Origin of the sequence: Candidatus Velamenicoccus archaeovorus, from assembly GCF_004102945.1 — a bacterium.
GTDB lineage: Bacteria > Omnitrophota > Gorgyraeia > Velamenicoccales > Velamenicoccaceae > Velamenicoccus > Velamenicoccus archaeovorus.
This window is the reverse complement of the sequence record NZ_CP019384.1, coordinates 1412143-1439111: the sequence shown is the minus strand read 5'-3', so window position 1 is coordinate 1439111 and position 26969 is coordinate 1412143. Positions and strand designations below refer to the sequence as shown.

Genomic DNA, 26969 nt, shown 5'->3' with positions numbered 1-26969 from the left:
CGAAGATCAGATCCTTCCTTTGTGTGGAAGAAAAAAAGGGGGGCAATCCTCCGAGCCTCCCCGAGGGCAGACCGCAGGTTTCAAGAGGAGTATTGATGATGAAGATGAGAAAATGGCGCGGCATCGGCCTGCTGGTTATTTTTTATATCCTGTTTCTGTGCAGCGCGGCCATGGGCGAGGCACAATCCCAGGCCTCGCTTCACCTCGTCCGGGGGATGGAGCTGGCTTCACAGGGGGCATTCGATGAGGCCCGCAAGGAATTTGAGGAGAGCCTTAAAGAAGATCCTTCGAATGCGACGCTGTTGAGTTCGCTCAAGGTCATCGACGATCTTGATCGCAGGAGGATCGGTTCGACGTATGCGGCGCTTCTCTTCAAGGGGTTGAATTATCTGCGGCAGGGCATGCTGGAGCACGCCGCAGAAGAGCTCCGCAAGGCCATCATCATGGAGCCTTCTTATCCCCGAACGTATAATCTCCTGGGGATCGTTCACTCGCTGGGCGGCGATACACTTCAGGCCAGGACTGATTTCCAGAAGGCGCTGGACCTCGATCCGAACCTGAGCGAGGCCAGTTATAACCTTGCTTCGTTGTATTATGGTACGGGGGATTTTCAGAACGCAGCGACATATTTTGAAATGGCTGTCAAGAACGGCGCTTGCGGCGTCGATACTTATATGAACCTGGGGGCTTCGTATTCGTCTTTAAAAAAATATCCCGAGTCCATCAACGCTTATCTGAAAGCGACAAAGCTTGCGCCGCAGGATCCGAAGGCCTTTTATAGCCTGGGCGTGGCTTATTTCATGGACGAAGAATATTCCAAGTCCCGTTCCTGCCTTGTCGAAGCCAGGGATCTTTTTGAAAAGCGGGGCGACGACAAGAGCGTCAAGGAGATTAATATTTTTCTGGACAAGCTGAGCAATACGCAGAAGAACATGAAGACTTTCGAGATTCAGGACTGATGAGAAGCCTCAAGAAGACCTCCGGCTGGACGAGTAAGCTCACCCGTTGGTATCAAAAAAATCACCGCAGACTTCCCTGGCGCCGGACCTGTGATCCTTATAAGATATGGGTCTCCGAAGTGATGCTTCAGCAGACGACTGTCGGGACGGTCATTCCGTATTATGAACGGTGGTTGCATCGTTTTCCGTCCCTGCGCCACGTGGCCCGCGCCTCGCTGGAAGATGTGCTGGCATCATGGCAAGGGTTGGGATATTACAGCCGCGCCAGGAATTTGCATCAGGCGGCCGGGGTCATCGTGCGGGAATACGATGGTCGCCTACCGGCCGATCGGGAATCATTGAAGAAGCTTCCCGGTTTTGGGCCTTATACGACAGGCGCCGTTTTGAGCATCGCCTTTGGGCAGCGCCAGCCGGTTGTCGATGCCAACGTCCGCCGGGTGATTTGCCGCCTGCTGATGCTGAGAGGAAAAACCTCCGCCCTTGATCAGCGCATCTATTCATTTCTTCAGGAGGTCATGCCGGCCCGGCAGCCGGGAATTTTCAATCAGGCCTTGATGGAATTGGGCGCGCTGGTCTGCAAGCCCGAGGGCCCTGCCTGCCCCGCGTGTCCGATAAAAAGCGATTGCCGGGCTTGCGCAGAGGGTATCCCGGAAGAGTTTCCTCCAAAGACAAGAAAGACCACCCAAAGGATCGAAGCTGTCGTTGGCATCATCCGCCGCAAAAATGCGATTTTTTTGCAGAGACGTCCGTCGACGGGATTGCTTGCAGGTCTCTGGGAATTGCCCGGCGGAAAAGTAAGGAAAGGAGAGACGCCGCGCAAGGCCTTGGCGCGGGAGCTCAAAGAGGAATTGGGCGTCCGTGTCCTGGCCGCCCGTCCAGCGGCAACAGTCCGTCATGCCTACACGCGGTTCCAGGTTAGGCTCTTTGCCTGGGAGTGTGATGTGGCGCCTGTCCCGAGGCAGGACGCAAACCACCGGTGGGTGCAGCGAAAGAAACTGGACAAATATCCCATGCCTGCAGGAACGGTCAAGGTGCTGCGGCGGACCCCGGGGTTTTCTTGATGTATCAGTTTTTGAAGGGCGGTTTGTTGTTTTGGGATATAATATTCTTAAAGGTACGGAGCTGATTTATGACAAAAGCGCACATCTTGATCGTCGAAGACGATAAGAACATTTCCAAGCTTGTCAGATACAATCTGGAGAAAGCCGGCTACGATTGCCTTACGGCTTTTTCCGGCGAGGAGGCGTTGTCGGTTTTGCGCCAGTCGGCCGTAGACCTGATTGTTCTGGACGTCATGCTGCCCCGCATGGACGGATTTGAGGTTTGTCGCGCCCTCAAACAGGATGACCGCCTGAAGGGCATTGCCGTCATCATGTTGACAGCCAAGGGAGAAGAGGTCGACCGGATCGTCGGACTGGAACTTGGCGCGGATGATTATATCGTCAAGCCGTTCTCCCCGAGGGAATTGACGCTGAGGATCAGGGCGATCCTGAAGCGCGGCACGGTGCAGGAAACCCCCGGCGACATCTACACGGTCAAGAGTCTGGCCGTGGATGTGACGCGCCACAAGGTGACCGTCGGCAATAAAGAGGCCGCGTTGACGCCGATGGAGTTCAAGCTCCTTTTGACCCTCATCCAGCGCCAGGGCCGTGTCCAGACGCGCGAGCGTTTGCTTTCGGACGTTTGGGACATCGCGGCCGACGTGACGACGCGCACGATCGATACGCATATCAAGCGCCTGCGTAAAAAGATCGGCCCGATGGGCAGACACATCGAGACCGTCCGCGGCATCGGTTATCGATTCAGGGAGAATATCGGATGACGACTGTTTTTTTATGGATACTTTCCATCGCCGTTGCGGGGCTCCTCGCATACCTGTCCTGGATAAGCCGCCAGCATCGTCGTTTGCGCGTTCTCCTGCAGGAAGCCAAGACGAGTCTCGTCCAGGTCGAGGAAGCCGGAGGCGCCGGAGAGGCCAAATTGGGGGCGATCCTTTCGAGCATGGTCGAGGGGGTCTTGGTTGTGGATCGCCGGGGAGGGATCCTTCTCTTGAACCCTTCTTTACGCAAGAACTTCATGATCGAGGGGGCGGCTGACGGCAAGAAACCGCTTGAAGTTATCAGGAACGTCGCTGTCCAGGATATTGTTGACAGGACGCTGCAAGGCGCCGGCCAGGTCTTGATCTCTGAAGAGATCTCTCTGGTCGTGCCTCAGGAAAAGACTTTCCGGGTCAACGGCGTTCCCGTCGTGAGGAGCGGGGCCGTTGAAGGCGCGGTCCTTGTTTTTCATGATATTACGGAACTCCGGCGCCTGGAGAGGGTCAGGCAGGACCTTGTGGCGAATGTGTCCCACGAATTACGTACGCCATTGTCGAGCATCAAAGGTTATGCCGAAACGCTCCTGGAGGGGGCCCTGGAAGACGAGGCCCATGCCAGGGATTTCATCCAGATCATCTTGCGGGACAGCGAGCGTCTTAGTAAGCTTATCGACGATCTTTTGGATCTTTCCAAGATCGAGTCGGGCAAGATGAAGATGTCTTTTCTGCCGGTAAAGCTCTCCGCCGTCGTCCAGCGGTGCATGGCGGTACTCGATAATCCCGCCCGCGCCAAGTCCATCGTTGTCACATGTGTTGTCCCGCCGGATCTCCCGTTGGTTATGGCCGACGAGGCGCGTCTTTCCCAGGTCCTCTTGAATCTCATGGATAACGCCATCAAATATTCAGGCGAGAAAGCTTCCGTGGAGGTCTCGGCGTCTGTCTCGGATCGCTTTGTTCGCGTGGATGTCAAGGACACCGGCATAGGAATACCCGAAGAAGATCTGCCCCGCATTTTCGAAAGGTTTTACCGCGTCGACAAGGCCCGTTCCAGGGAATTGGGAGGGACAGGGCTGGGGTTATCCATCGTCAAACACATCATCCAGGCGCACGGCGGCCGCGTCTGGGTCCAGTCGGTCCATGGCCGCGGCTCGACGTTCAGCTTCACGCTTCCGATCGCCTCTCCCCAATAATGAAGTTCGCCGGCACGTCTGCCTGTTTGTTTGGCCTGACCTTGGCCTGGCCGTAGGCCAAGGTCAGGGCCGAATCAGGCCGAAACAGGCAGGTTGACCCGGCTGGCGGCTTCTTTTTTGTCTCTGCCCAGCGAAATCCCGCATCAAACCTTCATCTTTCTGTGCAATTGCCTGCCGGCAGGCAAGCCGGGGCTTTCTGGCGCGGGGTAACGCGCCGGCAGCCTCCCTGCAGGGCGGCTGTGGCCGTTTTTCCCACAAGACCTCACAGGTTTAGAGTTCACCCAAAGTTCACATTCCCTCCACACAATTGTCATCCGCATATTTTATATTTTGGGCGTGATGACGCCAGCAGATAACATCCAGAGATTCGCGAAACGCTTTTTATCCGTCGCAAAAATGAGCTATCCGCATGTCCTTCGGGCCTGGCGGCATATCAGCAGGATCTTGAGACTGCTGGTTGCCGAGGAAACGCGGATCCTGGATCTTTATTGCGGCCGGGCGTGAACGCAAGCAGCAGGGAGGACCTCATGTTTCAGAAGATGTCGAACATCCGCTCCGATTTCATTGCAAGCCATTTGAGGGCGCAGATCCGTGTCTTGGGAAGCCTTCTTGATCAGGTGGAACAGGATCACATGATCAGCGATAGTTGGGCGGAAGATAATTTAAAGAAGGTAGAGGCGAGCCTTCGGCAGGTCCGCAAGATATGGAAAGAAAATTGATCCCCTTTGCCAGACTTTTCCGCCCGCCCACGGCGGGCAGGAGCGAACAAAAAAAAGACCAACGGGATCCATTCAACAACGCCTGCCTGAGCGGGACAGGGCCCGCACGGCGGGGAAAAGGAGGAAAGATGAGGAAAACGGTATTTGTATTTTTAGCGAGCATGCTGCTGGGGTTGTCGTCTTTCCGCGCGGCATGGGCCGGCGAGGTGGATGTCTTGCTCCAGAAATTGGTGGAGAAAGGCGTTTTAAACGCCTCGGAGGCGCAGGAGATAAGGACGGAGACGAACGAAGAGATAGCCAAAACGGAAAAACAGAAACAGGAGGATTATAAGGAAATAGCCAAAGGCAGCATGCCCGATTGGGTCAAGAACATAAAATTGAAAGGTGATTTCCGGCTCAGGTACCAGTATAAGCATGAAAAAGCGACGAATGATGCGGCAAAAGACACCCACATCGGACGCATCCGTCTGCGCCTGGGATTGGACGCCAAGGTCAATGATAAGCTGATGGCAGGCGTGGGGATCGCAAGCGGTTCGGGGGATCCCCGCTCTACGAATATCACGCTGGGCGGCTACAATGAGAAAAAGACCGTCGTCCTTGATTACGCCTATGGCAAATACAGCCCGTCGGACTGGTTTACTGCCGTCGGCGGCAAGATGCTCTTGGGCGATGCGCTCTGGGAGCCGACCGACCTGATCTGGGATACGGACATAACGCCCGAGGGAGGGGTTTTTAGCCTTAACAAGAAGTTGGGATCCCGCGCTTCGGCATTCTTGAACACAGGGGTGTTGATCGTGGATGCCGACACCAGCTCGGACGCCGACTCGCCCATGGCCTATCTCGCCCAGGCAGGGGCTACCTATAAATTTAACAAAGACATGTCATTGAAGGGGAGCGTATCTTATCAATCTTTTGATAATGTCAAAGGGCATACCTCCAGCAAGTATTCTTCGGCCAGCAACACGGGCAATACGACAAAAGGGGCCTCGAGTTACATCTATGACTATCAGATGTTCAGTCCGGCCGTGGAGTTGACGATCAAAGAACCGTTCAGCGCCGTCGGTTCCAAGATCGAGATGGTGAAATTCTTCGGCGAATACGTCAATAATCTCGACGTATCCAAGGGGTCGAGCGGTTTTGCCGTGGGTTTCAAGCTGGGCCACGACAAGGTCTCCAAATGGGGCGATTGGCAGATCAAGTATATCTATGCCATGCTGGGCAAGGATGCGGTGCTCGACGTGTTGCCGGATTCGGACCGTTACGGCGGGGCGACAAACATGAGAAGCCATGAATGCGAATTCACCTACGGGTTGGGCAAGAATACGTTCCTCGGCGTCGATATCTATCGTTCGTGGAGCATATCGGATCCCAAGAATCCCGAGACCCTTGTCCAGGTCGATTGGAACATGAAATTCTAAGGATATGTGTTTAACAAGCAAAGGAGAGCTGTTGATATGAAAAGGATACTTTTAGGATGCATGACGGGGATCCTGGCCCTGAGCCTTGCGGCAGGGGCGGCCCTCGCAGGAAAACTGCTTTTGATCAACGGGGCGGGGGCGACTTTTCCTTATCCGCTCTATTCAAAGTGGTTCTATGAATACACCAAGGTCGACCCGACCGTGAATTTTAACTATCAGTCCATCGGTTCCGGCGGCGGCATAAAACAGATCACGGCCCAGACGGTGGATTTCGGCGCCTCCGACGGGGCCTTGACCGACGAACAGTTAAAGACGGCTCCGGGAGAACTGTTGCATATCCCGATGACGGCGGGGGCCGTTGTTATCACCTACAATCTGCCGCAGGTCAGCCAAAACTTAAAATTCAGCCCGGATGTGATCGCCGATATTTTCCTCGGCAAGATCTCCCGGTGGAATGATCCCCGGATCGCCCAGGACAACCCGGGGGTTGACCTGCCCGCTGAAAATATCATTGTGGCGCATCGTTCGGATGGCAGCGGGACGACAAATATCTTCACGGATTATCTTTCTTCTGTATCTGCTGTCTGGAAGTCCGAGGTCGGTAAGGGCACTTCCGTGAATTGGCCGGTGGGTTTAGGCGGTAAGGGCAATGAGGGAGTGGCGGGCCTGGTGAAGCAGACAGAGGGGGCGATCGGCTATGTGGAACTTGCCTATGCGGTCAAAAACGGCCTGCCGTATGCGGATGTCAGGAACAAATCGGGGAATTTTGTGACGCCGAGCATCGAAAGCACGACTGCAGCCGTCAACGGCAAGATCGATTCCATGCCGTCCGATTTCAGGGTTTCGTTGGTGAATCCCGACGGGGCGGATGCCTATCCGATCGCCGGCGTGACCTGGATCCTGGTTTATAAGCATCAGCCTGACAAGGTCAGGGGCGAAAAGATCGTGAAATTCCTGTACTGGGCCGTTTCGGACGGCCAAAGGTATGCGGCAGACCTTCTGTACGCCCCTTTGCCTCAGAGCATGGTCAAGAAGATCGAGAAGAGGCTCGGCGAGATAACTTATTAGCCGAGACGCATCGCCCATGAAGTTGACGTTAGCCGATAGGGGGTTTAGAAGGGCGGCCACGGTGCTAGCCTTGTCCGTGGTCGCCTTGACCTTCCTTTTGGCTTGCAGCATGGTGGTAAACGCCATGCCGTCCATCCAGAAATTCGGCTGGCGTTTTTTGTCGACAAGCACCTGGGATCCGGTCAAAGAGGTCTTTGGGGCGCTGCCGTTCATCTACGGGACGATCGTCTCGTCGATCCTGGCCCTCGCGATTGCTGTTCCTGTCTCACTGGGCATCGCGATCTATCTGGCGGAACTGGCGCCTTTCTGGATCCGGCAGCCGTTGAGTTTTCTTATCGAATTGCTGGCCGCCATTCCCAGCGTCGTCTATGGATTGTGGGGTATCTTTGTTCTGGCGCCGTTCTTGAGATATGCCATCCAGCCGTTTTTGTCTCGCCATTTAGGGTTTTTGCCGCTTTTCCAGGGGGCCTTTTACGGCGTCGGCATGCTGACGGCGGGCATCATCTTGAGCATCATGATTATTCCTACGATTTCTTCCGTGTCACGGGAGGTATTTTTGGCCGTGCCATTCGCCCAGCGGGAGGCGGCTTTAGGATTAGGGGCGACGCCGTGGGAGACCATCCGTTTGGGCGTCTTGGGGTCTGCCCGTTCAGGGGTGTTGGGCGCCATCATGCTCGGGCTGGGACGGGCGCTGGGTGAGACCATGGCCGTTACGATGGTCATCGGTAACAGGCCCCAGATCGCCGCTTCCCTGTTTGCGCCCGCCTACACCATGGCGTCGGTGATCGCCAATGAGTTCACCGAGGCCACCAGCGACCTCTATCTTTCGGCCCTCATCGAAATCGGGCTTATCCTGTTTTTTGTCACGCTGATCCTCAATATCGCGGCGCAGGCCTTGATATGGAAGGTATCAGGCAAGGCTGGAAGAGGGAGGGGGGCATGAAGGCTGTTTATAGAAGAAGGAAGGTCGTCAATGCGCTCATGTGTGCCGTCGTTTTTCTCTGCGCTTTTTTGACGCTCGCGCCCCTCATCAGCATCTTCGGCTATGTCGTCTCCAAAGGGATCGCGAGCGTCAATTTCGATTTCTTTACGCATTTGCCGAAACCCGTCGGAGAACCCGGCGGCGGCATGGGGAACGCGATCGTCGGCAGCCTTATTCTGGTCGGACTTTCCTGTCTTTGGGCCATCCCGCTGGGGATCGCGGGCGGGGTCTATCTGTCCGAGTTCGGCAATTCAAAGCTGGGGGCTGCGGTCCGGTTCACGACGGATGTTTTGAACGGTGTACCGTCTATCGTTATCGGGATCTTTGCTTATACGCTGTTCGTCGTTCCCATGAAGAGTTTTTCGGCGGTCAGCGGCGGTTTTGCCCTTGGGATCATCATGATCCCCACGGTCATGCGTACGACTGAAGAGATGCTGCGGCTTGTGCCGGCGACGCTGCGCGAGGCCGCGTTCGCCCTCGGGATCAACCAGTTCCGCACGACCATGAATATCGTTCTCAAGACCGCCCTGCCCGGGGTCCTGACGGGGATTTTATTGGCCATCGCGCGCATCGCCGGAGAGACGGCGCCGCTGTTGTTCACGGCCTTCGGCAATAGGTTCTGGCATCAGGGCCTTGATCAGCCTATGGCGGCCCTGCCGTTGCAAATATTCGTCTACGCCATCTCTCCGTTTGACGATTGGCACAGGCAGGCCTGGGCCGGCGCCCTCGTGTTGATCGCCATGGTATTCTTGATCAGCATCGTCAGCAGGATCGTGATTTATCTGCGCTACAGATCCTTCAAATAAGGATAGCCCATGAACGAACAAGTCAATGTCATTGATCTGAACGCCTATTTCGGGCACATCCACGTCTTAAAAGGTATAAATATAGCCATAGAACAGAAGCAAGTGACGGCTATCATCGGTCCCTCGGGCTGCGGGAAGTCGACATTCATTCGCTGCATCAACAGGCTGCATGAGGTCGTGCCGAGCGCACGGCTGTCGGGAGAGGTCTTTCTGGACGGTAAAAACATCTATGCACCCGATGTCGATCCCATCGAGATCAGACACAGGGTCGGTATGGTATTCCAGCGGCCCAATCCATTCCCCGTGCTTTCCATCTATGACAATGTCGCTGCAGGCCTGAAGCTTAACGGGGTCAGAAAGAGGGGTCAGCTTGACGGGATTGTCGAAGAATCCCTGAAGATGGCCGCTTTGTGGGATGAGGTCAAGGATAAGCTTGGCGCTTCGGGGGTCAGCCTTTCCGGGGGCCAGCAGCAGCGCCTTTGTATTGCCAGGGCCCTGGCCGTTAAGCCGGAGATCATCCTTTTCGACGAGCCTTGTTCCGCCTTGGACCCTATTTCGACAGGGAAGATCGAGGAGCTGATATTCAGGCTTAAGCAGGATTATACGATCATCATCGTGACGCATAACATGCAGCAGGCGGCCCGGGTGTCGGATCGCGCGGCATTTTTCCTCCTGGGGGAACTGATAGAATTCGACAGGACGGAGATGATGTTTGAAGCGCCGGCAGATAAAAGGACCGAGGATTACATTACGGGGAGATTTGGTTGATGACCAGCTTGATTTATTATCATCAATCCCAGAGGGAGAGACACATGGAGAGGCATTTTGACGAAGAATTGGCGGAGCTGAAACAGGAAATCCTGATCATGGGGACGATGGTGGAACAGGCCGTCGACAGGGCGCAAGAGGCGTTAAAAAACCTTGATGCGGAGGAGGCGCACCAAATCATACTCGAGGACAGGCGGATCGATGAGATGGAGCTGACCCTCGACGAGAAGACCCTGCGGCTCCTGGCCCTCATGCAGCCGTTGGCCGTCGACCTGCGGTTTGTCGCCATGGTCATGAAGATCACGACAGACTTGGAGCGGATGGCGGACCTGGCCGTTGATATTGCCCAGCGGGTCATCGAACTGGCGGGTCGGCCTTTGTTGAAACCTTTGCACGATATCCCCAGGCTGTCTTTGCTCGCCCAGCAGATGATCAGGGATGCCCTTGAGGCTTTTCTCAAGGAAGATACGGAGCAGGCGAAAAAAGTGATCCTGAAAGACAGCGAGGCCGATCAGCTGCGTAACCTTGTCCAGACAGAGTTGATCCGTGATTTTATGGAGAAAGACGTTTCCTGCGTCAGCCGCGCCTTGCCGTTATTGTTGGTCGCACGCCACCTGGAACGTATCTGTGATCATGCCACCAACATCGCCGAAGATGTCATCTATATGGTTTCTGCCAAGGTCGTCAAACACCGTCCCCGAACATTTTAATCCCGTTTGCCAGAATTCCCTGCCCGCTTGGGCAGGCGAGGCTGAGCCCGCGGGGCTCAGATTTTAGCGATTTTCCTCATCAACAGGCTCCGGACATCCGGACTGGCCCCTGTCTTTGCTTTCTTCCAGAATCCTTCTTGAAAACGAAAGAATATCTGATACACTAAGGGTTGTTTAAAATGGAGGAATCATGTTCAAAAAGATCATTTTTTCTTTTGTCCTGATATTGTCAACCGGCTTTCTGTGTTTGGCTGCGCATGGGGAAGAGCTCTCCGGTTCGATCCAGATCAAAGGGTCGGATACCATGGTGAACCTCGGCCAGGCTTGGGCTGAGACGTTCAGTAAGGAACATCCGGCGGTCAGCGTGGCTGTGACAGGCGGTGGGTCGGGAACAGGTTTTGCGGCATTGATTGGCGGGACCTGCGATATTGCCGAGGCCTCCCGGAACATCGAGGATAAGGAAAAGGCGCTCCTGGAAGAGAAGGGCGTGGAGCCCGTTGAGCTGACAGTGGCCTTGGACGGCGTGGCGATCGTGGTCAATCCCGAAAACCCCGTCTCCAAGCTGACTTTAGACCAACTGGCCGACATCTTTACCGGCAAGATCACCAACTGGAAAGACGTGGGCGGCCCCAACATGCCTATCGTCATTCTGTCGCGCGAGGTCAATTCCGGCACGCACATATATATTAAGGAACACGTCCTGAGCCGCGAGAAGGATTTCAACGAGTTTTCGCCGTCGGCGCTCCTTTTGCCTTCGTCCCAGGCGATCGCCGACGAGGTGGCCCAGAACGTCAACGCCATCGGCTATTACGGCATCGGTTATGTGACCGCTCAGCAAAAAGCGCTGGCTATTTCCAAGGACGCGTCTTCTGCGTACGTCGAGCCCACGATGGCAACCGTCAAGTCCGGGTCCTATCCGATCTCGCGGCCGCTCCTGATGTACACCTGCGGGGAACCGAAGGGGATTATCAAGGCTTTCCTTGATTTTGTCCTTTCTCCCGAAGGTCAGGCGATCGTGGTGAAGCTCGATTTTATCCCTGTAAAATGAAGCTCCGCGGGTTGAAACCCGCGGTTTCTTTGGAGTGAAATACTGAGCGGCTATCCTCTATTCATATCCTGAAGGGTGCGGTTTTGCGGCCGCGAACGTATCATCGGTCAGGAAGGCATGAGACGATTCAAGGAATTCATCATAGAGAAGCTTGTCTTTTTGAGCGGCATTCTCGTCATTCTCTTTGTTTGTCTGATCTTCGTTTTTCTGCTGAAGGAGGGCTTGTCCTTTTTTAAGGACGTCAAGCTTTCGGCCTTCCTTTTGGGAAAATACTGGTATCCTATCTCTGAGCCTCCGCGCTTCGGCATCCTGCCATTGATCCTTGGTTCCCTCTTCGTTACCTTGGGGGCTGTTCTTTTCGCCGTTCCGTTGAGTATCGGCGCGGCCTTTTATGTTGCGGAGATCGCGCCGGCGCGCATACGGGATTTCTTGAAGACCGGCATCGAGATCCTTGCTTCTATTCCCAGCGTCGTCCTCGGTTTCGTCGGCATGATCACGCTGGTGCCGTGGATCAAGGCCATCTTTCATGTCCCGACGGGGCTGACGGCCCTGGCGGGTTCCATCATGCTGGGGTTCATGGCTATGCCGACCATTATCAGTATCTCCGAGGATGCGATCACCGCCGTTCCCCGGCAATACAAGGAAGGGTCCATCGCCCTGGGCGCGACGCGATGGCAGACGATGTACCGCGTCACGATCCACGCGGCCAAGCCCGGCATCATCGCGGCCTGCATGCTGGGCGTGGGTCGGGTGATTGGCGAGACGATGGCGGTCATGATGATCACGGGCAATGCCGCCGTCATCCCGCGGACGTTCCTGCAGCCGGTCCGGACGCTGACGGCGACGATCGCCGCCGAAATGGGGGAGGTCGTTCACGGCAGCGCCCATTACCACGCCCTGTTTTCCATCGGCATTATCCTGTTCCTCATTACCTTTATGATCAATATCACGGCCGATTTCTTCCTGCACCGCGTGAGGACGAAATGAGATGGAATAACCTGATCAGTGTTGCAGCGAAGGAAAAGATTGCCTTTGGCGCCCTGTTCTTCATTACGCTTTTCATCCTGGCGCCTGTTGTCGTCGTCCTGTGGATTATTTTCAAGAACGGGATCTCAGCGATCAACTGGGAATTCCTGACGGCCATGCCTAAAGAGGGGATGCGCGCAGGGGGTATTTTTCCGGCGATCGTCGGCACGCTTTATCTCGTGGTGGGCGCCACGGTCTGTTCTCTGCCCCTGGGGATCCTGGCGGCGATTTACTTGAGCGAATACGCAAAGGAAAACGCCCTGACGAGGTTGATCAATCTCGCCATCGTCAACCTTTCGGGCGTGCCGTCCGTCGTCTATGGGCTTTTCGGCTTCAGTCTGTTCGTCGTCTTTTTGAAGTTCGGCGCCTCCATCGTGGCAGGCTCTCTGACATTGGCCATCATGAACCTGCCGGTCATTATCACTTCGACGCGGGAATCCCTCAAGGCCGTGCCGGATTATTTCCGCGAGGTCGGCCTGTCTCTGGGCGCCAGCCGCTGGCAGACCGTGCGTCATGCTGTTTTACCGTTCGCCCTGCCGGGCATCCTGACGGGGACCATTTTAAGCATTGCCCGGGCCGCAGGAGAGACTGCACCTATTCTTTTTACGGTCGCGGCGTTCTATATTCCCCATTTGCCGCATTCCGTTTTCGACCAGGCCATGGCCTTGCCGTATCACCTCTATATTATCGCGACGCAGATCCCGAATATCCCCAACAGCTACCGCTACGGCACGGCGCTTGTCCTGATCCTCATGGTGTTGTTGATGAATCTTGTGGCCATCATTATCCGCTCCAAATTCAGGAGAAAATATAAATGGTGAAATCGGGGATAATGCGGATGAGAAAAACAATGACTCGGAATGCGATGGCGGCGGTGGGGGCGGTTTATGGAACATAACGTTTGTTTTTCCGTCAGGGATCTGGATATCCGCTTTGGGGCGGTCCACGCCCTGCATCGCGTGAGTTGTGATATCGCCAGAAACGGGATCCTTGGCGCCATCGGCCCCGCCAATAGCGGCAAGACGACATTTTTGCGTGCCCTCAACAGGCTCAATGAGACGCAGGATAATTATAGGATGAGCGGGTCTATCCTCCTGGAAGGCAGGGATATCAATAAGGATTTTAAACCCGAAGGACTCAGGCGCCGGGTGGGAATGATCTTCGCGCTGCCCATGCCTCTGCCGCTTTCGATCTATGAGAATATCGCTTTTGGGCCCCGCAGGCAGGGGATCAACGACAAGAGGCGGCTGGACGCGGCCGTCGAAGAGAGCTTGAGGAGCGCCTTTTTGTGGGAGGAGGTCAAAGATCGTCTCAAGTCTGCAGCCACGAAGCTGTCCGGCGGCCAGCAGCAGCGCCTTTGCATCGCGCGCACCCTGGCTGTCAAGCCGGACGTCATCCTTTTCGACGAACCCTGCTCAGGCCTGGACCCGATCTCAACCGCCAAAGTCGAGGAATCCATGGTGGTCCTTAAAAAGAAGTATACGATTGTCCTCGTGACGAACAACACAAAACAGGCGGCGCGCGTTTCGGACCGCGTCGCGTTCTTCCTGATGGGCGACCTGATCGAAGAGGATGTGACCGACAGGATTTTCACGTCGCCGAAGGACAAGAGGACGGAAGATTATATCGTCGGAAAATTCGGATAATATGCCGATCATCGAAACGAAGAACCTCAACCTGTTTTACGACAAGTTCCACGCCTTGATCGATGTCAACATCGCGATCAAGGAAAAAGGGATCACGGCTATCATCGGTCCCTCGGGCTGCGGAAAGTCGACGCTCCTGCGCACCTTCAACCGGATGAACGACCTCATCGAAGGGGTTGCGATGACCGGCGAGATCCTCGTCGGCAGCGAGAACATCCTCGGGCCCGGCATAGACCTTGTGGGTCTGCGTAAAAAAGTCGGCATGGTCTTTCAGCGGCCGAACCCGTTTCCCCTGACGATATACGAGAATCTTGTCTATGGCCTGAAGGTCCATCATATGATCACAAGCAGGGATGAGCTTGGCGGCCTTGTGGAAGAGTCGCTCAAGGCCGTCCTCTTGTGGGATAAGCTCAAGGACAGGCTTTATGCCAGTGCCCTTTCTTTGTCATTGGAAGAGAAGCAGCGCCTCTGCATCGCGCGTACCCTGGCCGTCAAGCCGGACATCATCCTCATGGATGAGCCGTGCTCGGCTCTGGACCCGATCGCGACCCTCAAGATCGAGGAGACGGCGCGCGAGTTGAAGAAGGATTATACGATCGTCATCGTGACGCATAACATGCAGCAGGCGGCCCGCATTTCCGATGACGTGGGTTTCATGCTTTTGGGCAGGCTGGTCGAATTCGGCAAGACAGGAGACGTCTTTAACCGTCCGCAGGACAAGAAGACTGAAGAATACATTACGGGCAGATACGGATAAAAAGCTCAAGAAGGGCCCCTCGCCTTTTCTCTATACGCTGAAGAAGGCTCGGGGTCAATTTTTGACAAAAAATTCAGCGGGAAATTGAGAGGCATAAAATGCAGAGATTCTTTGATGAAGAGCTCAAGGCCTTGAACCAGAAGATCCTGAAGATGGCGCTTTTGACGCAAGAGTCGATCCATAAATCCATCGACGCCTTAAAAGAGCGTAACGCTGAGCTGGCCGGGAAGGTGATCACGGACGATGCCCAGATTGATTTTCTTGAGAACAGCATCGATGACGATGTTTTTAACATGATCGCCCTGCACCAGCCTGTTGCTTCAGATCTGCGTTTTCTGATGACGGCCCTCAAGGTCAATGCCGACCTGGAGCGTATCGCCGACCTGGCCGTGGATATCGCGCAGAGGGTGGTGGAGCTGGTTGGCCAGCCCTTGCTTAAACCCCTTATCGATATCCCCAAGCTTTCCGCTGTCGCCCAGAAGATGATCAAGGATGTCATCGACGCCTACATCAACAAGGACGTCGCCTTGGCCCGCCAGGTTTGTTTATCGGACACCGAAGCGGACAAGCTTAGGGATTTGATCCAGAACAAGCTGATCAACGATTATATGGCTAAAGACCCGAAGAGCGCCACGCGGGCCGTTCCGCTCCTCTTGATCGCCCGCTATCTTGAACGCATTTGCGATCACGCCACCAATATCGCAGAGGATGTCATCTATATGGTTGAGGCCAAGGTCGTCAAGCATCATCACGAGAAACTCAAGGGAGAAGAAGGAGCGCGGGAGTAGTAGCCATAATTTTTTAAAAAATAACTTGACAATTTTTTGTTGTGATATAAACTCTACTATGTTGATAGAGATTATATAAATTAGTTTTCCAGCAGAAAAAAGTCATGAAGATTACGTATCGAGGAGACTATGCGCTTAAAGCTGTTTTAGATCTGGCTATTCATTATGGAGAAGAGCTGGTGACGATCCATGAGATGGCCGGACGCATTGACGCCCCTGTCAAATTTTTAGAACAGGTCTTGATGGATTTAAAAAAAGGCGGTTTTGTGGAAAGCCGGCGAGGTAAGGTGGGAGGGTTTTTATTGGCGAAGGCCCCGGACAAGATCACGGTCGGGGATGTCGTCCGATTCATAGAAGGCCCTGTAGAACCTATTGCCTGCGTTCGGCATGAATACACGGCGTGCCTGGATGTGTATCGGTGTGTTTTTAGAAATATTTGGCAGGATGTCGCACAAGCCACGTCCGGCATTATCGATCATGTGACTTTTGAAGATCTGGCGTCAAGGGTTGACGTCCGCCGCCGGGCGCTTGAGTATGCGATTTAGGAGAGATGAAATGGCCATGTATCCGCAGGATATGATGTGTAGGATGATGCGTTGTCTCCGGGGTAGAGGGGGCCCGTTCGCGTAACCTGTTGTTACAATCCGGTGCGTAGGACGGGACAGCCCACTACCAAAAGAGACACAGGTGAGTGGGTTTTGTCTTTATATAGAGGTATGGGGGATGGAGGAGGAAGGGATGAGCGTAAAACAACAGCCGAATATCGTTAACGATGCGATTATTAAGGAAATCCATGACGCGGTGCGGTCTTTGACATACGGTACGGTGACGATCAAGATCCATGATGCCAGGATCATCCAGATTGAAGTGACAGAAAGAACGCGCTTTGATGATGCCTGGAAAATCGAGGAAGGAGGTGGGATATAAACAGTCCACAAAAATATGATTTTTCTTGCCGGATAGCCGGGAGACATTATTTAAAATATGAACGTGCCCCACAACCAGTCAGCTGGAAAAGCGCACAAAGAAAGATGGGGGTTTTAACGTGAGAAAGTTGATGATATTTGCAGTATTCTTTGCGCTGACTGTTGTGTTTTCCGTCCAAGACGTATCCGCGGGTCCGCCTTTCGTTAATCTGGAAGGTGTCGGCGGTGTTGCTTTTAACCCATTGGCTTATGTGGCCGATTCGGGCGAAGAGGGGGCCCATTACAAGGTTGGTAACGTTGAGGTCAGCGCACCGAGATTCGGCGGGTGGTATGTGAATCTGGGGGATGCCAAGATCGACTGGACCGCCTTCGGCGTGGCGACGACGGTGGCTAGGAGGCTGGAGATATCCTATGGATATGAAACGGTCGCCTGGGAGGACCACCCTACATTTCACAAGAACAACGTCGGGGTCAAGTTTTTGATACTTCCGGAGAATTCCTTTGATTCGAAGTTCGTTCCTGCTGTTTCTGTGGGAACGATATACAAGACCACGAGCGACAAGAGCGTCCATGAGCTGGGGTTCCCCTTAAGGACGAGCGGCCAGGATTGGTATCTTGTCGCGACGAAGACGATTGCCGGGGTTTTCCCGGTACCCGTTATTTTGTCCGGAGGCCTTCTTTCTTCTCAGGAATTTGTGACCGGGGTGCTCGGTTTTCATGACGACAGAAAACTGACGGGGTTTGCCAACATTGACCTTGTCCTTCCCCATGGTTTTGTGCTGGGGTATGAATTCAAGCAGGGAGAACAGTTTTCCAGCTATAAAAACGCCAATTATTGGAACGTGCATGCGGCGTGGATGCCGAATAAGAACCTGACCCTTATCGCGGCCTATGTGGATACAGCCAGCTATACCAAGTCCGGTAACACAAGACAGGGGTTGGGGGACGGTTTTGTGTTAAGCGCCCAGTACGCGTTCTAAGGACAAAAAGGGAGGTCGCCAAATGAAAATATATATTGTGGGGAATGTTTGTTTTAGGGATAATAGGAAAATCAGCAGAACGCGGGAGGTTTGCGATGGCGAAACATGAGGAAAGATTAAAAATCGAGACCCTGGCGCTCCATGGCGGGCAGGAATCCGACCCCACCACGGGCTCTAGGGCTGTCCCGATCTATCAGACGACGTCTTATCAATTCAAGAGCACGGAACACGCCGCTAATCTCTTTGCCTTAAAAGAGTTCGGCAATATCTACACGCGCCTCATGAATCCGACGACCGATGTCTTTGAAAAGCGCATTGCGCTCTTGGACGGCGGCGCCGGGGCCCTGGCTGTTGCCAGCGGCCAGTCAGCCATAACGCTGGCGCTCTTGAATATCGCCCAGACAGGGGATGAGATCGTTTCAGCCGATAACCTCTATGGCGGCACATACACGCTTTTCCACTACACCTTCAAGCGTCTCGGCATTATGGTTAAATTCGTCAAATCCAACGACCTGAAGGCGTTCGAGAAGGCGATCACGCCTAAGACCAAGGCCGTCTATGCGGAATCTGTCGGCAATCCGAAGCTGGATGTTACAGATCTTGAGGGTATTGCGGCCGTCGCGCACAAAAACGGCGTGCCTTTTGTCCTGGACAATACGGCGACGCCGTATCTGTTGCGTCCGATCGATTTCGGGGTGGATATCGTCGTCTATTCTGCGACCAAGTTTATCGGCGGACATGGGACTTCCCTCGGCGGCCTCATCGTTGATTCCGGAAAATTCGACTGGACCCGAGGCGGCAAATTCCCGCTGATCGCAGGTCCTGATCCGAGTTATCACGGGATCGATTTTGTTGAAGCGCTCAAACCCTTGGGGAATATTGCCTATATTATCAAGGCGCGCGTCACCTTGCTGCGGGACCTGGGACCGGCGATTTCGCCGTTCAACTCGTTTTTGCACCTGCAGGGCTTGGAGACCCTGCCCTTGCGGATGATCCGGCATTCGGAGAATGCGCTGGCCGTGGCGAAATTTTTGGAAAAACATCCCAGGGTTTCGTGGGTCAACTATCCGGGCCTCGACTCGAGCCCTGAAAAGGCACGCGCCAAAAAGTATCTGCCCAAGGGCGCGGGCGCGATCATCGGTTTCGGCATCAAGGGCGGGCTTGAGGCCGGAAAAAAGTTCATCAACAGTCTGGAGCTGATTTCACATCTGGCCAATATCGGGGACGCCAAGACCCTGGCGATCCATCCGGCAACGACGACGCACCAGCAGCTCAGCTCAGAAGAGCAGCTGGCGACGGGCGTGACCCCGGATTTCATCCGTCTTTCCATCGGCATCGAGCACATCGATGACATCTTGGCGGATATTGAACAAGCGCTGGAAAAAACCAGATAAAAAATAAATTGAAGAGCACAGAAAACGGAGGACAGAGTACAGATTTTTTTGTCTGTTCCCTGTGTTCTGTCCTCTGTTCTCTGAAGCAGGGGGCATTTATGTCTAGAATATACGATGATATCACCAAGACTATCGGCCACACGCCGCTGGTCCGCATCAATAAACTGGGCGCCGGCCTTGAAGCCGCGATCCTGGCGAAAGTAGAATCTTTTAATCCCCTTTCCAGCGTCAAGGACAGGATCGGCTGCGCCATGATCGAGGCCGCAGAGAAAGCAGGCAAGCTGAAGAAAGGTTCTGTTATCGTCGAGCCGACGAGCGGCAACACAGGGATCGCCCTGGCTTTTGTAGCGGCAGCCAAAGGATACCGGCTTATCTTGACCATGCCGGATACGATGAGTATCGAACGCCGGCAGATGCTCAAGATCCTTGGCGCAGAACTCGTATTGACTGACGGCGCAAAGGGCATGAAGGGCGCCATAGAAAAGGCCGAAGAGTTGGCCCGCACGCTAACCGACAGTTTTATGCCGCAGCAGTTCAATAATCCGGCGAACCCCGAGATCCATCGCCGCACGACGGCAGAAGAGATATGGAACGATACGGACGGGCAAGTCGATGTGTTCATTGCCGGCATCGGCACGGGGGGTACGGTCACGGGCGTCGGCGAGGTCTTGAAAAAAAGAAAACCATCTGTTAAAGTCATAGGATTGGAGCCTAAGGATTCGCCTGTCCTTTCCGGCGGAAAACCAGGGGCGCACAAGATCCAGGGGATCGGCGCCGGGTTTGTCCCGCAGGTGTTGGACAAGGAGATTATTGATGAGGTCATGACAGTCTCCCATGAGGAGGCCGGCGTTGTGGCCCGCCGCCTGGCAAAAGAAGAGGGGATTTTTGTCGGGATATCCAGCGGTGCCGCCATGTGGGCGGCATTGGAGGTTGCCAGGAGAAAAGAATCGAGAGGCAAGACGATCGTCGTGATCCTGCCTGATACGGGCGAAAGATATTTGTCGACGTGGTTGTTCCATGAATAAGAGCAGAAAGACAAAGGATGGATAAGAAGAAGAGCTTAGGGAACGTTGAGACTCGATATGCGACTTTTGCCGAATCGCCGCACGAGCTTTTGCTCGAAGGCGGTCAGAAGCTTGGGCCCATCACGTTGGCCTATGAGACTTACGGCAGGCTCGATGCCGACAAAAGCAACGCGGTCCTGATCTGCCATGCATTGTCGGGCGACGCCCATGCGGCCGGGTTCCATCCCGGAGACGAGGATCCGGGATGGTGGGATGCCATGATCGGTCCCGGCAAGGCCTTTGACACGGACAAATATTTCGTGATCTGTTCCAATGTCATCGGCGGCTGCAAAGGGTCCACGGGGCCGTCCTCGATCAACCCGGCCGCAGGCAAGCCTTACGGTCTTGATTTTCCCGTTATTACCATCGGCGACATGGTGAATGCCCAGCGGTATTTGATTGATCACCTTGGCATTGGCAGGCTTCTTTGTGTCTGCGGCGGTTCCATGGGAGGTATGCAGGTGCTTCAATGGGTCGCTTCCTACCCTGAACGCGTGCGATGTGCCATTCCGATAGCGACGGCCCTGAAGCATTCGCCGCAACAGATCGCCTTCGACGAGGTCGGCCGGCAGGCCGTCATGGCAGACCCTGAATGGCGGGAGGGCGACTATTACGGCCACGGACAGCCGGAGAGAGGGCTGGCTGTGGCCCGTATGATCGGTCACATCACGTATATGAGCGATAAGTCCATGGAGGAAAAATTTTCCCGTCGTCTCAAAGAGAAGGATTACAGCTTCCAGTTCAAGACGGATTTTGAGGTGGAAGGATATCTGCGGTATCGCGGGGATAACTTTGTCAAACGTTTTGATGCCAACTCGTATTTGTACATCACGAAGGCCATGGATTATTTCGATGTCGCGGGGGACTCGCTGATCCCGGCCGAGCGCCGGGCCGAGACGCGTTTCCTCGTGATTGCCTTTCGTTCGGACTGGCTCTATCCTTTATACCAGTCCCAGGAGATCGTTCGTCAGCTGAAGCGAAGGCATGCCGACGCCACGTATTGTGAGATCAATTCCACCTACGGCCACGATGCGTTCCTGCTTGAAATTGAGGAAGAGACGCATCTGATCAAGCACTTCCTGGACAAGACCTATAAGGGGTACAACGTCAGATGACATTCAATACCGTCCGTCTGGATCATAAGATCATTTATCAGATCGTGGAGCCCGGCTCGAGGGTCCTGGATTTGGGGTGCGGCGAGGGAGACCTTATTTATTTCCTGGCCAAGGAGAAGGGGGCGCATGTCCAGGGAATAGAGCTTTCGGAAGAGGCGATTTACAGGTGCGTCGAGAAGGGGCTGAGTGTCTTTCACAGCGATATCGACTCGGGTCTTATCGAATATCCCGACAAATCTTTCGACTACGTGATCCTGAACCAGAGCATGCAGGAGACCAGGAAAGTCGATTTTGTCCTCAAGGAGGCCCTGCGCGTCGGCAAGAACGTCATCGTCGGGTTTCCTAACTTCGCGTATGTCGGCGCGCGGCTGCGGCTTTTCTTCCTGGGGGAGACGCCGGTGACGCCCTCGTTGCCATATCGTTGGTATAACACGCCGAATCTTCATTTCTTGAGTATCAGCGATTTCAGGAATTTCTGCGACGAAAAGAACATCCGCATCCTCCACACCTACTATCTGGGCCGCCGTCGCCTGGTTCGGATCTGGCCGAACCTCTTTGCCCTGAGCGCTATTTTTGTTATCCACTCTTCGTCATAGGAGCGGTTCGATATCGGCGGGGTCCGGTTTTTCCTCCGCCATCGCGTTTGAGATATGCTATAAAGCAAGCAGGGACCGGGGCAGGCGCGCCTTTTTTGTCCACCCCCTGTGTTCTTGCAAATAAAGAGAGGACGCAATGCCGTACATCAACTTGAAGGTCGTCGGGAAGCTGTCCCGCGAACAGAAAGAAAAGATCGCCAAGGAGTTTTCGGATACACTCTTGCGCGTCGCCAACAAACCCAAGGAAGCCACATATCTTGTCATTGATGAGGTGGATGGTGCCAACTGGGCGCAAGGGGAAAAGTTCTTTTAATGAGGCCATAACTTACGGAGTCTGTCCGCAGGACGAGCGACGTAAGTTATCCGGCCGAATTAACCCCGTTCGCCAACGAAGTGAATTTTGAAAAAATTCACGAAGCGTCTTTGGCGAATCGGGGTAGAAAGAGGTAATTTTCAGGGAGGCCATAACTTACGGAGTCTGTCCGCTTGTGCGGGCGAGGTTATGTCCGTGGGGCTTCAGGGTTCATTTATGTCTAACGTCGACCTGACGATCAAGATTGCCGGCGAGGCGGGCCAGGGGCTCCAGGCCATCGGCGGCCTTCTGTCTCGTCTTTTCGCGCGTAAAGGTTATCATGTTTTTGCCAACCAGGTCGTCCAGTCCCGCGTCAGGGGCGGGCACAACTGGTTTGCGATCCGCATTGCGGATCATCCTGTCCATAGTCCTTCTCTCAAAACCGACATCCTCGTCGCCCTCGATACGGAAAGTTCCTGCCATTTAAAAGAGCTCGGCAAAGACTCTATCGTGATTTTTGATTCAAGACAGGCCGCGTTTCCCGCCGGGGCGGGCCGCATGCTGGATGTGCCCATGGCCGAGTTGGCATCGAAGGCCGGCGGCAATAAGCTCATGGTCAATACCGTTGCCGCGTCGCTGGTCCTGGGGCTCTTGAATTTTGACTCCGGGGAGTTTTTTGCGTTCTTGGTGCAGAGCTTCGGTAAAAAAGACAAAGAGACCGGAGAGACAAACGTCAAGGTTGCCCGCGCGGGGTATGATTTCGCGCGCAAGCTGACCCCTGCCGTAAAAACGACGGATGTCAGCCGGCCTGCCGGAAAGCCGAAGATGCTTGTCGGCGGAAGCGAGGCTGTTGCCCTTGGCGCCCTGACCGCGGGATGCCAGTTTATTTCTGCTTATCCCATGAGTCCATCGACGGGGATCATGACGTATCTGGCGTCCAAGGCGGAGTTGTGCCATATTGTCGTGGAGCAGTCTGAAGACGAGGTCGCATCGATCAATATGGCCGTCGGGGCCTCTTTTGCCGGCGTACGCGCCATGACCGCTTCCAGCGGCGGCGGTTTTGCCCTGATGATCGAGGGCCTGAGCCTGGCGGGCATGGTCGAGACGCCTATCGTCGTCGTTCTCGCCCAACGTCCGGCGCCTGCCACGGGTTTGCCGACAAGAACCGCGCAGGAAGACCTGCTTTTTGCCATCCACGCGGGCCACGGCGAGTTCCCGCGTGTGGTGATGGCGCCGGCGGACATTGAAGGATGTTTCTACGCGACGGCACGTGCTTTCAATCTCGCGGATAAATACCGCATTCCTGTCATCATACTCACAGATCAGCTTTTGGCGGATTCTTTTGCAGCGATCGACGCCTTGCATCCTGAGAAAATACGTATTCAGCGTTATCTTATGGCCGAAGGAGAGTTGGGGCAGGCCAAAGACTATAAGAGTTTTCTTCTGACGCCGTCCGGCGTCTCTCCACGCGCCCTGCCGGGGAATCCTTATTGTTTTGTTGCTGCCGACAGCGATGAACACGACGAGTACGGCCGGATCACGGAAGACTTAGACGAGATGCGGCCCCGTATGGTCGAGAAGAGAAATCGCAAGATGAAAGGTTTGTTGCGGGAGCTCAAGGGGCCTTCTTGGTACGGCCCCAGGAATGCCAAAGAAGTCCTGGTGGGATGGGGCTCGACATACGGCGCATTGAAGGAGGCTGTCGACGCCCTTCAGGCAGACGGCGTCAGCGTCGCCTTGGCGCATTTTGAGGATCTCTGGCCGATGGACAAGAGACATTTTGACTTTTTGAAAAAGGTGCGGCTGGCCGTTGTCGCGGAGAATAATTTTACAGGCCAGTTGGCGAACCTCATCACGCGCACAACCGGTGTCGTCATGGATCGGCGTATCTCCAAGTACAATGGGCTGCCGTTTACCGCGCGGGAGGTCGTTGACGCCTACAAGGATCTTCGCAAGAAAGGAGGGCGACGCTGATGCGCCCTGAAGACCTCGGAAATTTTGAAACAGCATGGTGTCCCGGATGCGGGAACTTTGGCATTCTCGACGCCTTAAAAGACGCCCTGGTCAAGCTGGATATCGATATGCATAAGACGGTTTTTGTCTCCGGTATCGGTCAGGCCGCCAAGGAGCCGCAATATCTGAATTGCAATTTTTTCAACGGACTGCACGGCCGCGCCATCCCCGCCGCTACAGGGATCAAGCTGGCGAACAAAGACCTCCATGTCATCGTGACCTCCGGAGACGGCGACATCTATGGCGAAGGCGGGAACCATTTCATCCACGCCATCAGGCGCAATATCGATATCACGGTGATCGTTCATGATAACCAGATCTATGGTTTGACAAAAGGGCAGGCTTCGCCGACCAGCGATCTTGGTTTTGTTACAAAGGTCCAGCCTCATGGCGTGATCAACGAACCCGTGCATCCTTTGGCGATGGCGATCGCCTTGGGCGCCGGGTTTGTGGCGCGCAGTTTTTCTGGGGACAAGGCTCATCTGTCTTCCATGATCCAGCAAGCTGTTGCCTTTAAAGGGTTTTCGCTCGTCGATGTGCTCCAGCCGTGCGTGACTTTCAATAAAAAGAATAACTTCGCCTGGTATAAACACAGGATCCAGCCGTTACCCCAGGATTACGATGCTCACAATAAGGCCCTGGCTTTTGAAAAGGCCCTCCAGTGGGGAGATGCCATTCCGGTGGGTGTCATCTACCGCGATGGCCGCCCGGCTTATGAGGACGCCTGCGGCCTGATGGCTGAAAAATCCATTCTTTCCCAGGGGCCCGATCCCTCCAAGCTCACTCAGATTCTCCAGGAATTTTTCTAAGTCTTTTTTGAAAAAAAACTTCAAAAAAACGCACCTCAGCAGTAAAATGGGATAGCTTTTAAGCCTATCCGCTTTGTCCTGCTTTCAGAATGCCTCTTGTGCGAAGGAAGGTATTCCGGCGGCTACGTCCTGCAGCCCCTATTTCGACCATGGAATATAAAAACGGCAAGTTGAGAAAACTTTACCAGATGGGCCAAAGCCCTTGGTATGACAACATCGACCGTCGTCTTATCGACGGCGGTGAGCTCAAAAGCCTCATTGACAGGGGGATCGTGGGTGTGACTTCTAATCCCACGATTTTTGAAAAGGCCGTCGGGTCGAGCGACATCTATGACGACAAGATCCGGCGCCTCAAAGACGCCGGCAAAGACCTTTATGCCATCTATGATGAGTTGACGACGGATGATGTCCGTGACGCCGCCGCCCTTTTGGCGGGCGTCTATGAGACGACGCAGGGCGTGGACGGCTATGTCAGCATCGAAGTCCTGCCGGAATACGCCCACGATGCCTACAAGACCATCGAATACGCCAGGCATATTTTTAAAAAGATCGGCCGGCAAAACATCATGATCAAGGTCCCCGGGACGGCATCGAGCCCCGATGCGATCCGTGCGCTTATTGCCGAGGGCATTAACGTCAATGTGACCCTTCTTTTTTCTCAGGAGCAATATGAACTCATAGCCCAGGCTTACCAGGACGGCCTGCGCGACAGGATACGGATGGGCGAAGATGTTTCGCGCGTCGCTTCCGTCGCCAGTGTTTTTGTGAGTCGGATCGACTCGAAGGTGGATAGTCTCTTGGACGTGATCATGGCCAGAGAGATGGATCTCGGCAGGAAAGACGCCATCAGGGATCTTAAAGGCAAGATTGCGATCGCAAACTGCAAACTGATCTACCAGCGGTTCAAGCAATTGTTTTCCGACGACAGATTTGGAGATATCAAGACCAGGGGGGGGCGGGTCCAAAGGCCTTTGTGGGCCTCCACAAGCACGAAGAACCCGGCTTATAGCGATTGTCTTTATGTGGATAACCTGATTGGTCCCCAGACGGTCAACACGATGCCGCACCAGACAGTCTTGGCTTATGAGGATCACGGCCGCCTGGGGCTTTCTTTGGAAAGCGAGCTGGAAGAGGTGGTTGTTTGGCTGGCCAAGGTGGCGCAATTCGGTGCGAATCTTGATGCGGTTTGTCGTGATACGCAGGTGGAAGGCCTCAAGGCTTTTGAGAATTCGTTCCGGTCGCTTTTGGACACGTTGAAAAAGAAGATGGGTTGAGTGTTCGCACCGTTAGCTCTTTGCGGCTTTGATATAATAAAAAGACGCTATCGCTCGCTGCGGCCCTTGCCGGGTCGCGGCGCTTATGCGTCGTGTTCGCTTTAGTGTCCTCGAAATTTTCCTTGTCGGAAAATTTCTCGGAGAGATGCCGGAGTGGTTGAACGGAGCTGCCTGCTAAGCAGTTGGCCTGGGCAACTGGGCCCCAGGGTTCGAATCCCTGTCTCTCCGCCATTGATACCAATTCGAACCCTTGGGGTTCGATTCGTGGTCCCTTGAGTTCTGTTGCAAATGGGTCCGCCAAAATTTGCTCTGCAAATTTTGGCGGAGCAATCGAGAATCGAAATTTGATCGTGGAAAATTCTCGACCGCGGTCAATTCTCGATTATCGATTTTCAAAAACTATGGCATTCATATTCGAAAAACTCGATGTCAGTCGTCCGCTAATTTTTTCAGCAAGGTAAACAAGCATGTCGTATGCGATTTTTAAAACCCTCTTGGTTGTTTTTTCGGCCTTAGCAACGGTCTTGAGCTTGATTTTCATGCTTTCGCCTCATCTCTTCCGCTCGATCGAAGAATTTCTTGGGTTGGAATTCAACTCGAGGATCTATGTGACCGTCCTGGAAGGCAAGGTCGATTTTATCAATGATTGGATCCACAGGAACCATTCCATTTTTGGTCCTCTCTTTGCGGTCTTGGCGGCCCTCAACACGCGGAACGCCTTTTTCTTTTGATTCTGAAAAGAACCGGTTGATTATTTGATGACGGGTCCATCTCTTCAGGTTGTCTCTCCGATACTTCTGCATAT

At 54.3% G+C, this 26969-nt stretch carries 30 protein-coding genes and 1 tRNA gene; all 31 read left to right on the top strand.

Going from position 1 to position 26969, the window contains the following annotated elements:
• Positions 1-95 precede the first annotated feature (95 nt).
• The 31 genes from BU251_RS06585 (at position 96) to BU251_RS06440 (ending at position 26895) form a co-directional block, all read left to right on the top strand.
• A complete protein-coding gene (locus tag BU251_RS06585; protein WP_128700260.1) occupies positions 96-959 on the top strand; it encodes a tetratricopeptide repeat protein in 864 nt (287 codons plus the stop codon).
• Positions 959-2020, top strand: coding sequence for an A/G-specific adenine glycosylase (mutY, locus tag BU251_RS06580; RefSeq protein ID WP_128700259.1), 1062 nt, complete (start codon positions 959-961; stop codon positions 2018-2020). The genes BU251_RS06585 and mutY overlap by 1 nt, the downstream gene beginning before the upstream one ends.
• A gap of 68 nt (positions 2021-2088) precedes the next feature.
• Positions 2089-2781, top strand: coding sequence for a response regulator (locus BU251_RS06575; protein WP_128700258.1), 693 nt, complete (start codon positions 2089-2091; stop codon positions 2779-2781).
• Positions 2778-3965, top strand: a complete 1188-nt coding sequence (gene pnpS, locus BU251_RS06570) for a two-component system histidine kinase PnpS (RefSeq protein ID WP_128700257.1) — start codon at positions 2778-2780, stop codon at positions 3963-3965. The genes BU251_RS06575 and pnpS overlap by 4 nt, the downstream gene beginning before the upstream one ends.
• A gap of 339 nt (positions 3966-4304) precedes the next feature.
• A complete protein-coding gene (locus tag BU251_RS09440; protein ID WP_164908900.1) occupies positions 4305-4469 on the top strand; it encodes a hypothetical protein in 165 nt (54 codons plus the stop codon).
• A gap of 23 nt (positions 4470-4492) precedes the next feature.
• Entirely contained in the window at positions 4493-4684 is a 192-nt protein-coding gene (locus BU251_RS06565) for a hypothetical protein (RefSeq protein ID WP_128700256.1), read from the top strand.
• 128 nt (positions 4685-4812) lie between these two features.
• Positions 4813-6102 (top strand): putative porin, encoded by a 1290-nt coding sequence (locus BU251_RS06560; protein ID WP_164908899.1) that lies wholly within the window; start codon positions 4813-4815, stop codon positions 6100-6102.
• A gap of 36 nt (positions 6103-6138) precedes the next feature.
• Positions 6139-7170 carry a phosphate ABC transporter substrate-binding protein PstS gene (pstS, locus tag BU251_RS06555; RefSeq protein WP_128700254.1) on the top strand — a complete coding sequence of 344 codons (1032 nt, stop codon included), beginning with the start codon at positions 6139-6141 and terminating at the stop codon, positions 7168-7170.
• A gap of 16 nt (positions 7171-7186) precedes the next feature.
• Positions 7187-8113 carry a phosphate ABC transporter permease subunit PstC gene (gene pstC / locus BU251_RS06550; RefSeq protein WP_128700253.1) on the top strand — a complete coding sequence of 309 codons (927 nt, stop codon included), beginning with the start codon at positions 7187-7189 and terminating at the stop codon, positions 8111-8113.
• Positions 8110-8958 carry a phosphate ABC transporter permease PstA gene (pstA, locus tag BU251_RS06545; protein WP_128700252.1) on the top strand — a complete coding sequence of 283 codons (849 nt, stop codon included), beginning with the start codon at positions 8110-8112 and terminating at the stop codon, positions 8956-8958. The genes pstC (BU251_RS06550) and pstA (BU251_RS06545) overlap by 4 nt, the downstream gene beginning before the upstream one ends.
• 9 nt (positions 8959-8967) lie before the next feature.
• A complete protein-coding gene (pstB, locus tag BU251_RS06540; protein ID WP_128700251.1) occupies positions 8968-9726 on the top strand; it encodes a phosphate ABC transporter ATP-binding protein PstB in 759 nt (252 codons plus the stop codon).
• Positions 9726-10436, top strand: a complete 711-nt coding sequence (gene phoU, locus BU251_RS06535; protein WP_228767786.1) for a phosphate signaling complex protein PhoU — start codon at positions 9726-9728, stop codon at positions 10434-10436. Before pstB (BU251_RS06540) ends, phoU (BU251_RS06535) begins: the two co-directional genes overlap by 1 nt.
• Before the next feature lie 190 nt (positions 10437-10626).
• Positions 10627-11484 carry a PstS family phosphate ABC transporter substrate-binding protein gene (locus BU251_RS06530; protein WP_128700250.1) on the top strand — a complete coding sequence of 286 codons (858 nt, stop codon included), beginning with the start codon at positions 10627-10629 and terminating at the stop codon, positions 11482-11484.
• A gap of 117 nt (positions 11485-11601) precedes the next feature.
• Positions 11602-12471 carry a phosphate ABC transporter permease subunit PstC gene (gene pstC / locus BU251_RS06525; protein ID WP_128700249.1) on the top strand — a complete coding sequence of 290 codons (870 nt, stop codon included), beginning with the start codon at positions 11602-11604 and terminating at the stop codon, positions 12469-12471.
• The gene (gene pstA, locus BU251_RS06520; RefSeq protein ID WP_128700248.1) at positions 12468-13331 is read left to right on the top strand and encodes a phosphate ABC transporter permease PstA; all 864 of its coding nucleotides are present in this window, start codon (positions 12468-12470) and stop codon (positions 13329-13331) included. Before pstC (BU251_RS06525) ends, pstA (BU251_RS06520) begins: the two co-directional genes overlap by 4 nt.
• Before the next feature lie 66 nt (positions 13332-13397).
• Entirely contained in the window at positions 13398-14156 is a 759-nt protein-coding gene (locus tag BU251_RS06515; protein ID WP_128700247.1) for a phosphate ABC transporter ATP-binding protein, read from the top strand.
• A gap of 1 nt (position 14157) precedes the next feature.
• Positions 14158-14913 (top strand): phosphate ABC transporter ATP-binding protein PstB, encoded by a 756-nt coding sequence (gene pstB, locus BU251_RS06510; protein ID WP_128700246.1) that lies wholly within the window; start codon positions 14158-14160, stop codon positions 14911-14913.
• Positions 14914-15011: 98 nt separating this feature from the next.
• Entirely contained in the window at positions 15012-15701 is a 690-nt protein-coding gene (phoU, locus tag BU251_RS06505) for a phosphate signaling complex protein PhoU (protein ID WP_128700245.1), read from the top strand.
• A 104-nt stretch (positions 15702-15805) separates the two neighbouring features.
• A complete protein-coding gene (locus BU251_RS06500) occupies positions 15806-16246 on the top strand; it encodes an RrF2 family transcriptional regulator (protein WP_128700244.1) in 441 nt (146 codons plus the stop codon).
• Positions 16247-16439: 193 nt separating this feature from the next.
• A complete protein-coding gene (locus BU251_RS06495) occupies positions 16440-16628 on the top strand; it encodes a YezD family protein (protein ID WP_128700243.1) in 189 nt (62 codons plus the stop codon).
• A gap of 130 nt (positions 16629-16758) precedes the next feature.
• Positions 16759-17607, top strand: coding sequence for a DUF3034 family protein (locus BU251_RS06490; RefSeq protein WP_128700242.1), 849 nt, complete (start codon positions 16759-16761; stop codon positions 17605-17607).
• 95 nt (positions 17608-17702) lie between these two features.
• On the top strand, positions 17703-19001 hold the full coding sequence (locus BU251_RS06485; protein ID WP_128700241.1) for an O-acetylhomoserine aminocarboxypropyltransferase/cysteine synthase family protein: 1299 nt from the start codon (positions 17703-17705) through the stop codon (positions 18999-19001).
• Between the two features lie 98 nt (positions 19002-19099).
• Complete coding sequence (cysK, locus tag BU251_RS06480; RefSeq protein ID WP_128700240.1) at positions 19100-20026, top strand: cysteine synthase A; 927 nt, start codon at positions 19100-19102, stop codon at positions 20024-20026.
• A gap of 17 nt (positions 20027-20043) precedes the next feature.
• Positions 20044-21180 carry a homoserine O-acetyltransferase MetX gene (metX, locus tag BU251_RS06475; protein WP_128700239.1) on the top strand — a complete coding sequence of 379 codons (1137 nt, stop codon included), beginning with the start codon at positions 20044-20046 and terminating at the stop codon, positions 21178-21180.
• Positions 21177-21776 (top strand): methionine biosynthesis protein MetW, encoded by a 600-nt coding sequence (gene metW, locus BU251_RS06470; protein ID WP_128700238.1) that lies wholly within the window; start codon positions 21177-21179, stop codon positions 21774-21776. Before metX ends, metW begins: the two co-directional genes overlap by 4 nt.
• Before the next feature lie 136 nt (positions 21777-21912).
• Entirely contained in the window at positions 21913-22089 is a 177-nt protein-coding gene (locus tag BU251_RS06465) for a tautomerase family protein (protein ID WP_128700237.1), read from the top strand.
• 216 nt (positions 22090-22305) lie between these two features.
• The gene (locus tag BU251_RS06460; protein WP_164908898.1) at positions 22306-24042 is read left to right on the top strand and encodes a 2-oxoacid:acceptor oxidoreductase subunit alpha; all 1737 of its coding nucleotides are present in this window, start codon (positions 22306-22308) and stop codon (positions 24040-24042) included.
• Positions 24042-24890: a 2-oxoacid:ferredoxin oxidoreductase subunit beta gene (locus BU251_RS06455; RefSeq protein ID WP_128700235.1), complete on the top strand. Its 849-nt coding sequence runs from the start codon at positions 24042-24044 to the stop codon at positions 24888-24890. Before BU251_RS06460 ends, BU251_RS06455 begins: the two co-directional genes overlap by 1 nt.
• 98 nt (positions 24891-24988) lie before the next feature.
• Positions 24989-26164, top strand: a complete 1176-nt coding sequence (gene tal, locus BU251_RS06450) for a transaldolase (RefSeq protein WP_164908897.1) — start codon at positions 24989-24991, stop codon at positions 26162-26164.
• Positions 26165-26303: 139 nt separating this feature from the next.
• Positions 26304-26395: transfer RNA gene (locus tag BU251_RS06445), tRNA-Ser, on the top strand.
• A gap of 236 nt (positions 26396-26631) precedes the next feature.
• Positions 26632-26895: a hypothetical protein gene (locus tag BU251_RS06440; RefSeq protein ID WP_128700233.1), complete on the top strand. Its 264-nt coding sequence runs from the start codon at positions 26632-26634 to the stop codon at positions 26893-26895.
• The last annotated feature ends 74 nt before the right edge of the window (positions 26896-26969 follow it).

Excerpts from the sequence above, each read along its gene's own strand:
- mutY (WP_128700259.1), top strand. The coding sequence starts at position 959 with ATGAGAAGCCTCAAGAAGACCTCCGGCTGGACGAGTAAGCTCACCCGT.
- metX (WP_128700239.1), top strand. The coding sequence starts at position 20,044 with ATGGATAAGAAGAAGAGCTTAGGGAACGTTGAGACTCGATATGCGACT.
- cysK (WP_128700240.1), top strand. The coding sequence starts at position 19,100 with ATGTCTAGAATATACGATGATATCACCAAGACTATCGGCCACACGCCG.
- BU251_RS06585 (WP_128700260.1), top strand. The coding sequence starts at position 96 with ATGATGAAGATGAGAAAATGGCGCGGCATCGGCCTGCTGGTTATTTTT.
- BU251_RS06560 (WP_164908899.1), top strand. The coding sequence starts at position 4,813 with ATGAGGAAAACGGTATTTGTATTTTTAGCGAGCATGCTGCTGGGGTTG.
- phoU (WP_228767786.1), top strand. The coding sequence starts at position 9,726 with ATGACCAGCTTGATTTATTATCATCAATCCCAGAGGGAGAGACACATG.
- pstB (WP_128700246.1), top strand. The coding sequence starts at position 14,158 with ATGCCGATCATCGAAACGAAGAACCTCAACCTGTTTTACGACAAGTTC.
- pstA (WP_128700252.1), top strand. The coding sequence starts at position 8,110 with ATGAAGGCTGTTTATAGAAGAAGGAAGGTCGTCAATGCGCTCATGTGT.
- pstC (WP_128700253.1), top strand. The coding sequence starts at position 7,187 with ATGAAGTTGACGTTAGCCGATAGGGGGTTTAGAAGGGCGGCCACGGTG.
- pstC (WP_128700249.1), top strand. The coding sequence starts at position 11,602 with ATGAGACGATTCAAGGAATTCATCATAGAGAAGCTTGTCTTTTTGAGC.
- BU251_RS06485 (WP_128700241.1), top strand. The coding sequence starts at position 17,703 with ATGGCGAAACATGAGGAAAGATTAAAAATCGAGACCCTGGCGCTCCAT.
- phoU (WP_128700245.1), top strand. The coding sequence starts at position 15,012 with ATGCAGAGATTCTTTGATGAAGAGCTCAAGGCCTTGAACCAGAAGATC.
- pstA (WP_128700248.1), top strand. The coding sequence starts at position 12,468 with ATGAGATGGAATAACCTGATCAGTGTTGCAGCGAAGGAAAAGATTGCC.
- BU251_RS06440 (WP_128700233.1), top strand. The coding sequence starts at position 26,632 with ATGTCGTATGCGATTTTTAAAACCCTCTTGGTTGTTTTTTCGGCCTTA.
- pstB (WP_128700251.1), top strand. The coding sequence starts at position 8,968 with ATGAACGAACAAGTCAATGTCATTGATCTGAACGCCTATTTCGGGCAC.
- pstS (WP_128700254.1), top strand. The coding sequence starts at position 6,139 with ATGAAAAGGATACTTTTAGGATGCATGACGGGGATCCTGGCCCTGAGC.
- BU251_RS06515 (WP_128700247.1), top strand. The coding sequence starts at position 13,398 with ATGGAACATAACGTTTGTTTTTCCGTCAGGGATCTGGATATCCGCTTT.
- BU251_RS06500 (WP_128700244.1), top strand. The coding sequence starts at position 15,806 with ATGAAGATTACGTATCGAGGAGACTATGCGCTTAAAGCTGTTTTAGAT.
- BU251_RS06455 (WP_128700235.1), top strand. The coding sequence starts at position 24,042 with ATGCGCCCTGAAGACCTCGGAAATTTTGAAACAGCATGGTGTCCCGGA.
- metW (WP_128700238.1), top strand. The coding sequence starts at position 21,177 with ATGACATTCAATACCGTCCGTCTGGATCATAAGATCATTTATCAGATC.
- BU251_RS06565 (WP_128700256.1), top strand. The coding sequence starts at position 4,493 with ATGTTTCAGAAGATGTCGAACATCCGCTCCGATTTCATTGCAAGCCAT.
- BU251_RS09440 (WP_164908900.1), top strand. The coding sequence starts at position 4,305 with ATGACGCCAGCAGATAACATCCAGAGATTCGCGAAACGCTTTTTATCC.
- BU251_RS06530 (WP_128700250.1), top strand. The coding sequence starts at position 10,627 with ATGTTCAAAAAGATCATTTTTTCTTTTGTCCTGATATTGTCAACCGGC.
- BU251_RS06490 (WP_128700242.1), top strand. The coding sequence starts at position 16,759 with ATGATATTTGCAGTATTCTTTGCGCTGACTGTTGTGTTTTCCGTCCAA.
- BU251_RS06460 (WP_164908898.1), top strand. The coding sequence starts at position 22,306 with ATGTCTAACGTCGACCTGACGATCAAGATTGCCGGCGAGGCGGGCCAG.
- pnpS (WP_128700257.1), top strand. The coding sequence starts at position 2,778 with ATGACGACTGTTTTTTTATGGATACTTTCCATCGCCGTTGCGGGGCTC.
- BU251_RS06495 (WP_128700243.1), top strand. The coding sequence starts at position 16,440 with ATGAGCGTAAAACAACAGCCGAATATCGTTAACGATGCGATTATTAAG.
- BU251_RS06575 (WP_128700258.1), top strand. The coding sequence starts at position 2,089 with ATGACAAAAGCGCACATCTTGATCGTCGAAGACGATAAGAACATTTCC.
- BU251_RS06465 (WP_128700237.1), top strand. The coding sequence starts at position 21,913 with ATGCCGTACATCAACTTGAAGGTCGTCGGGAAGCTGTCCCGCGAACAG.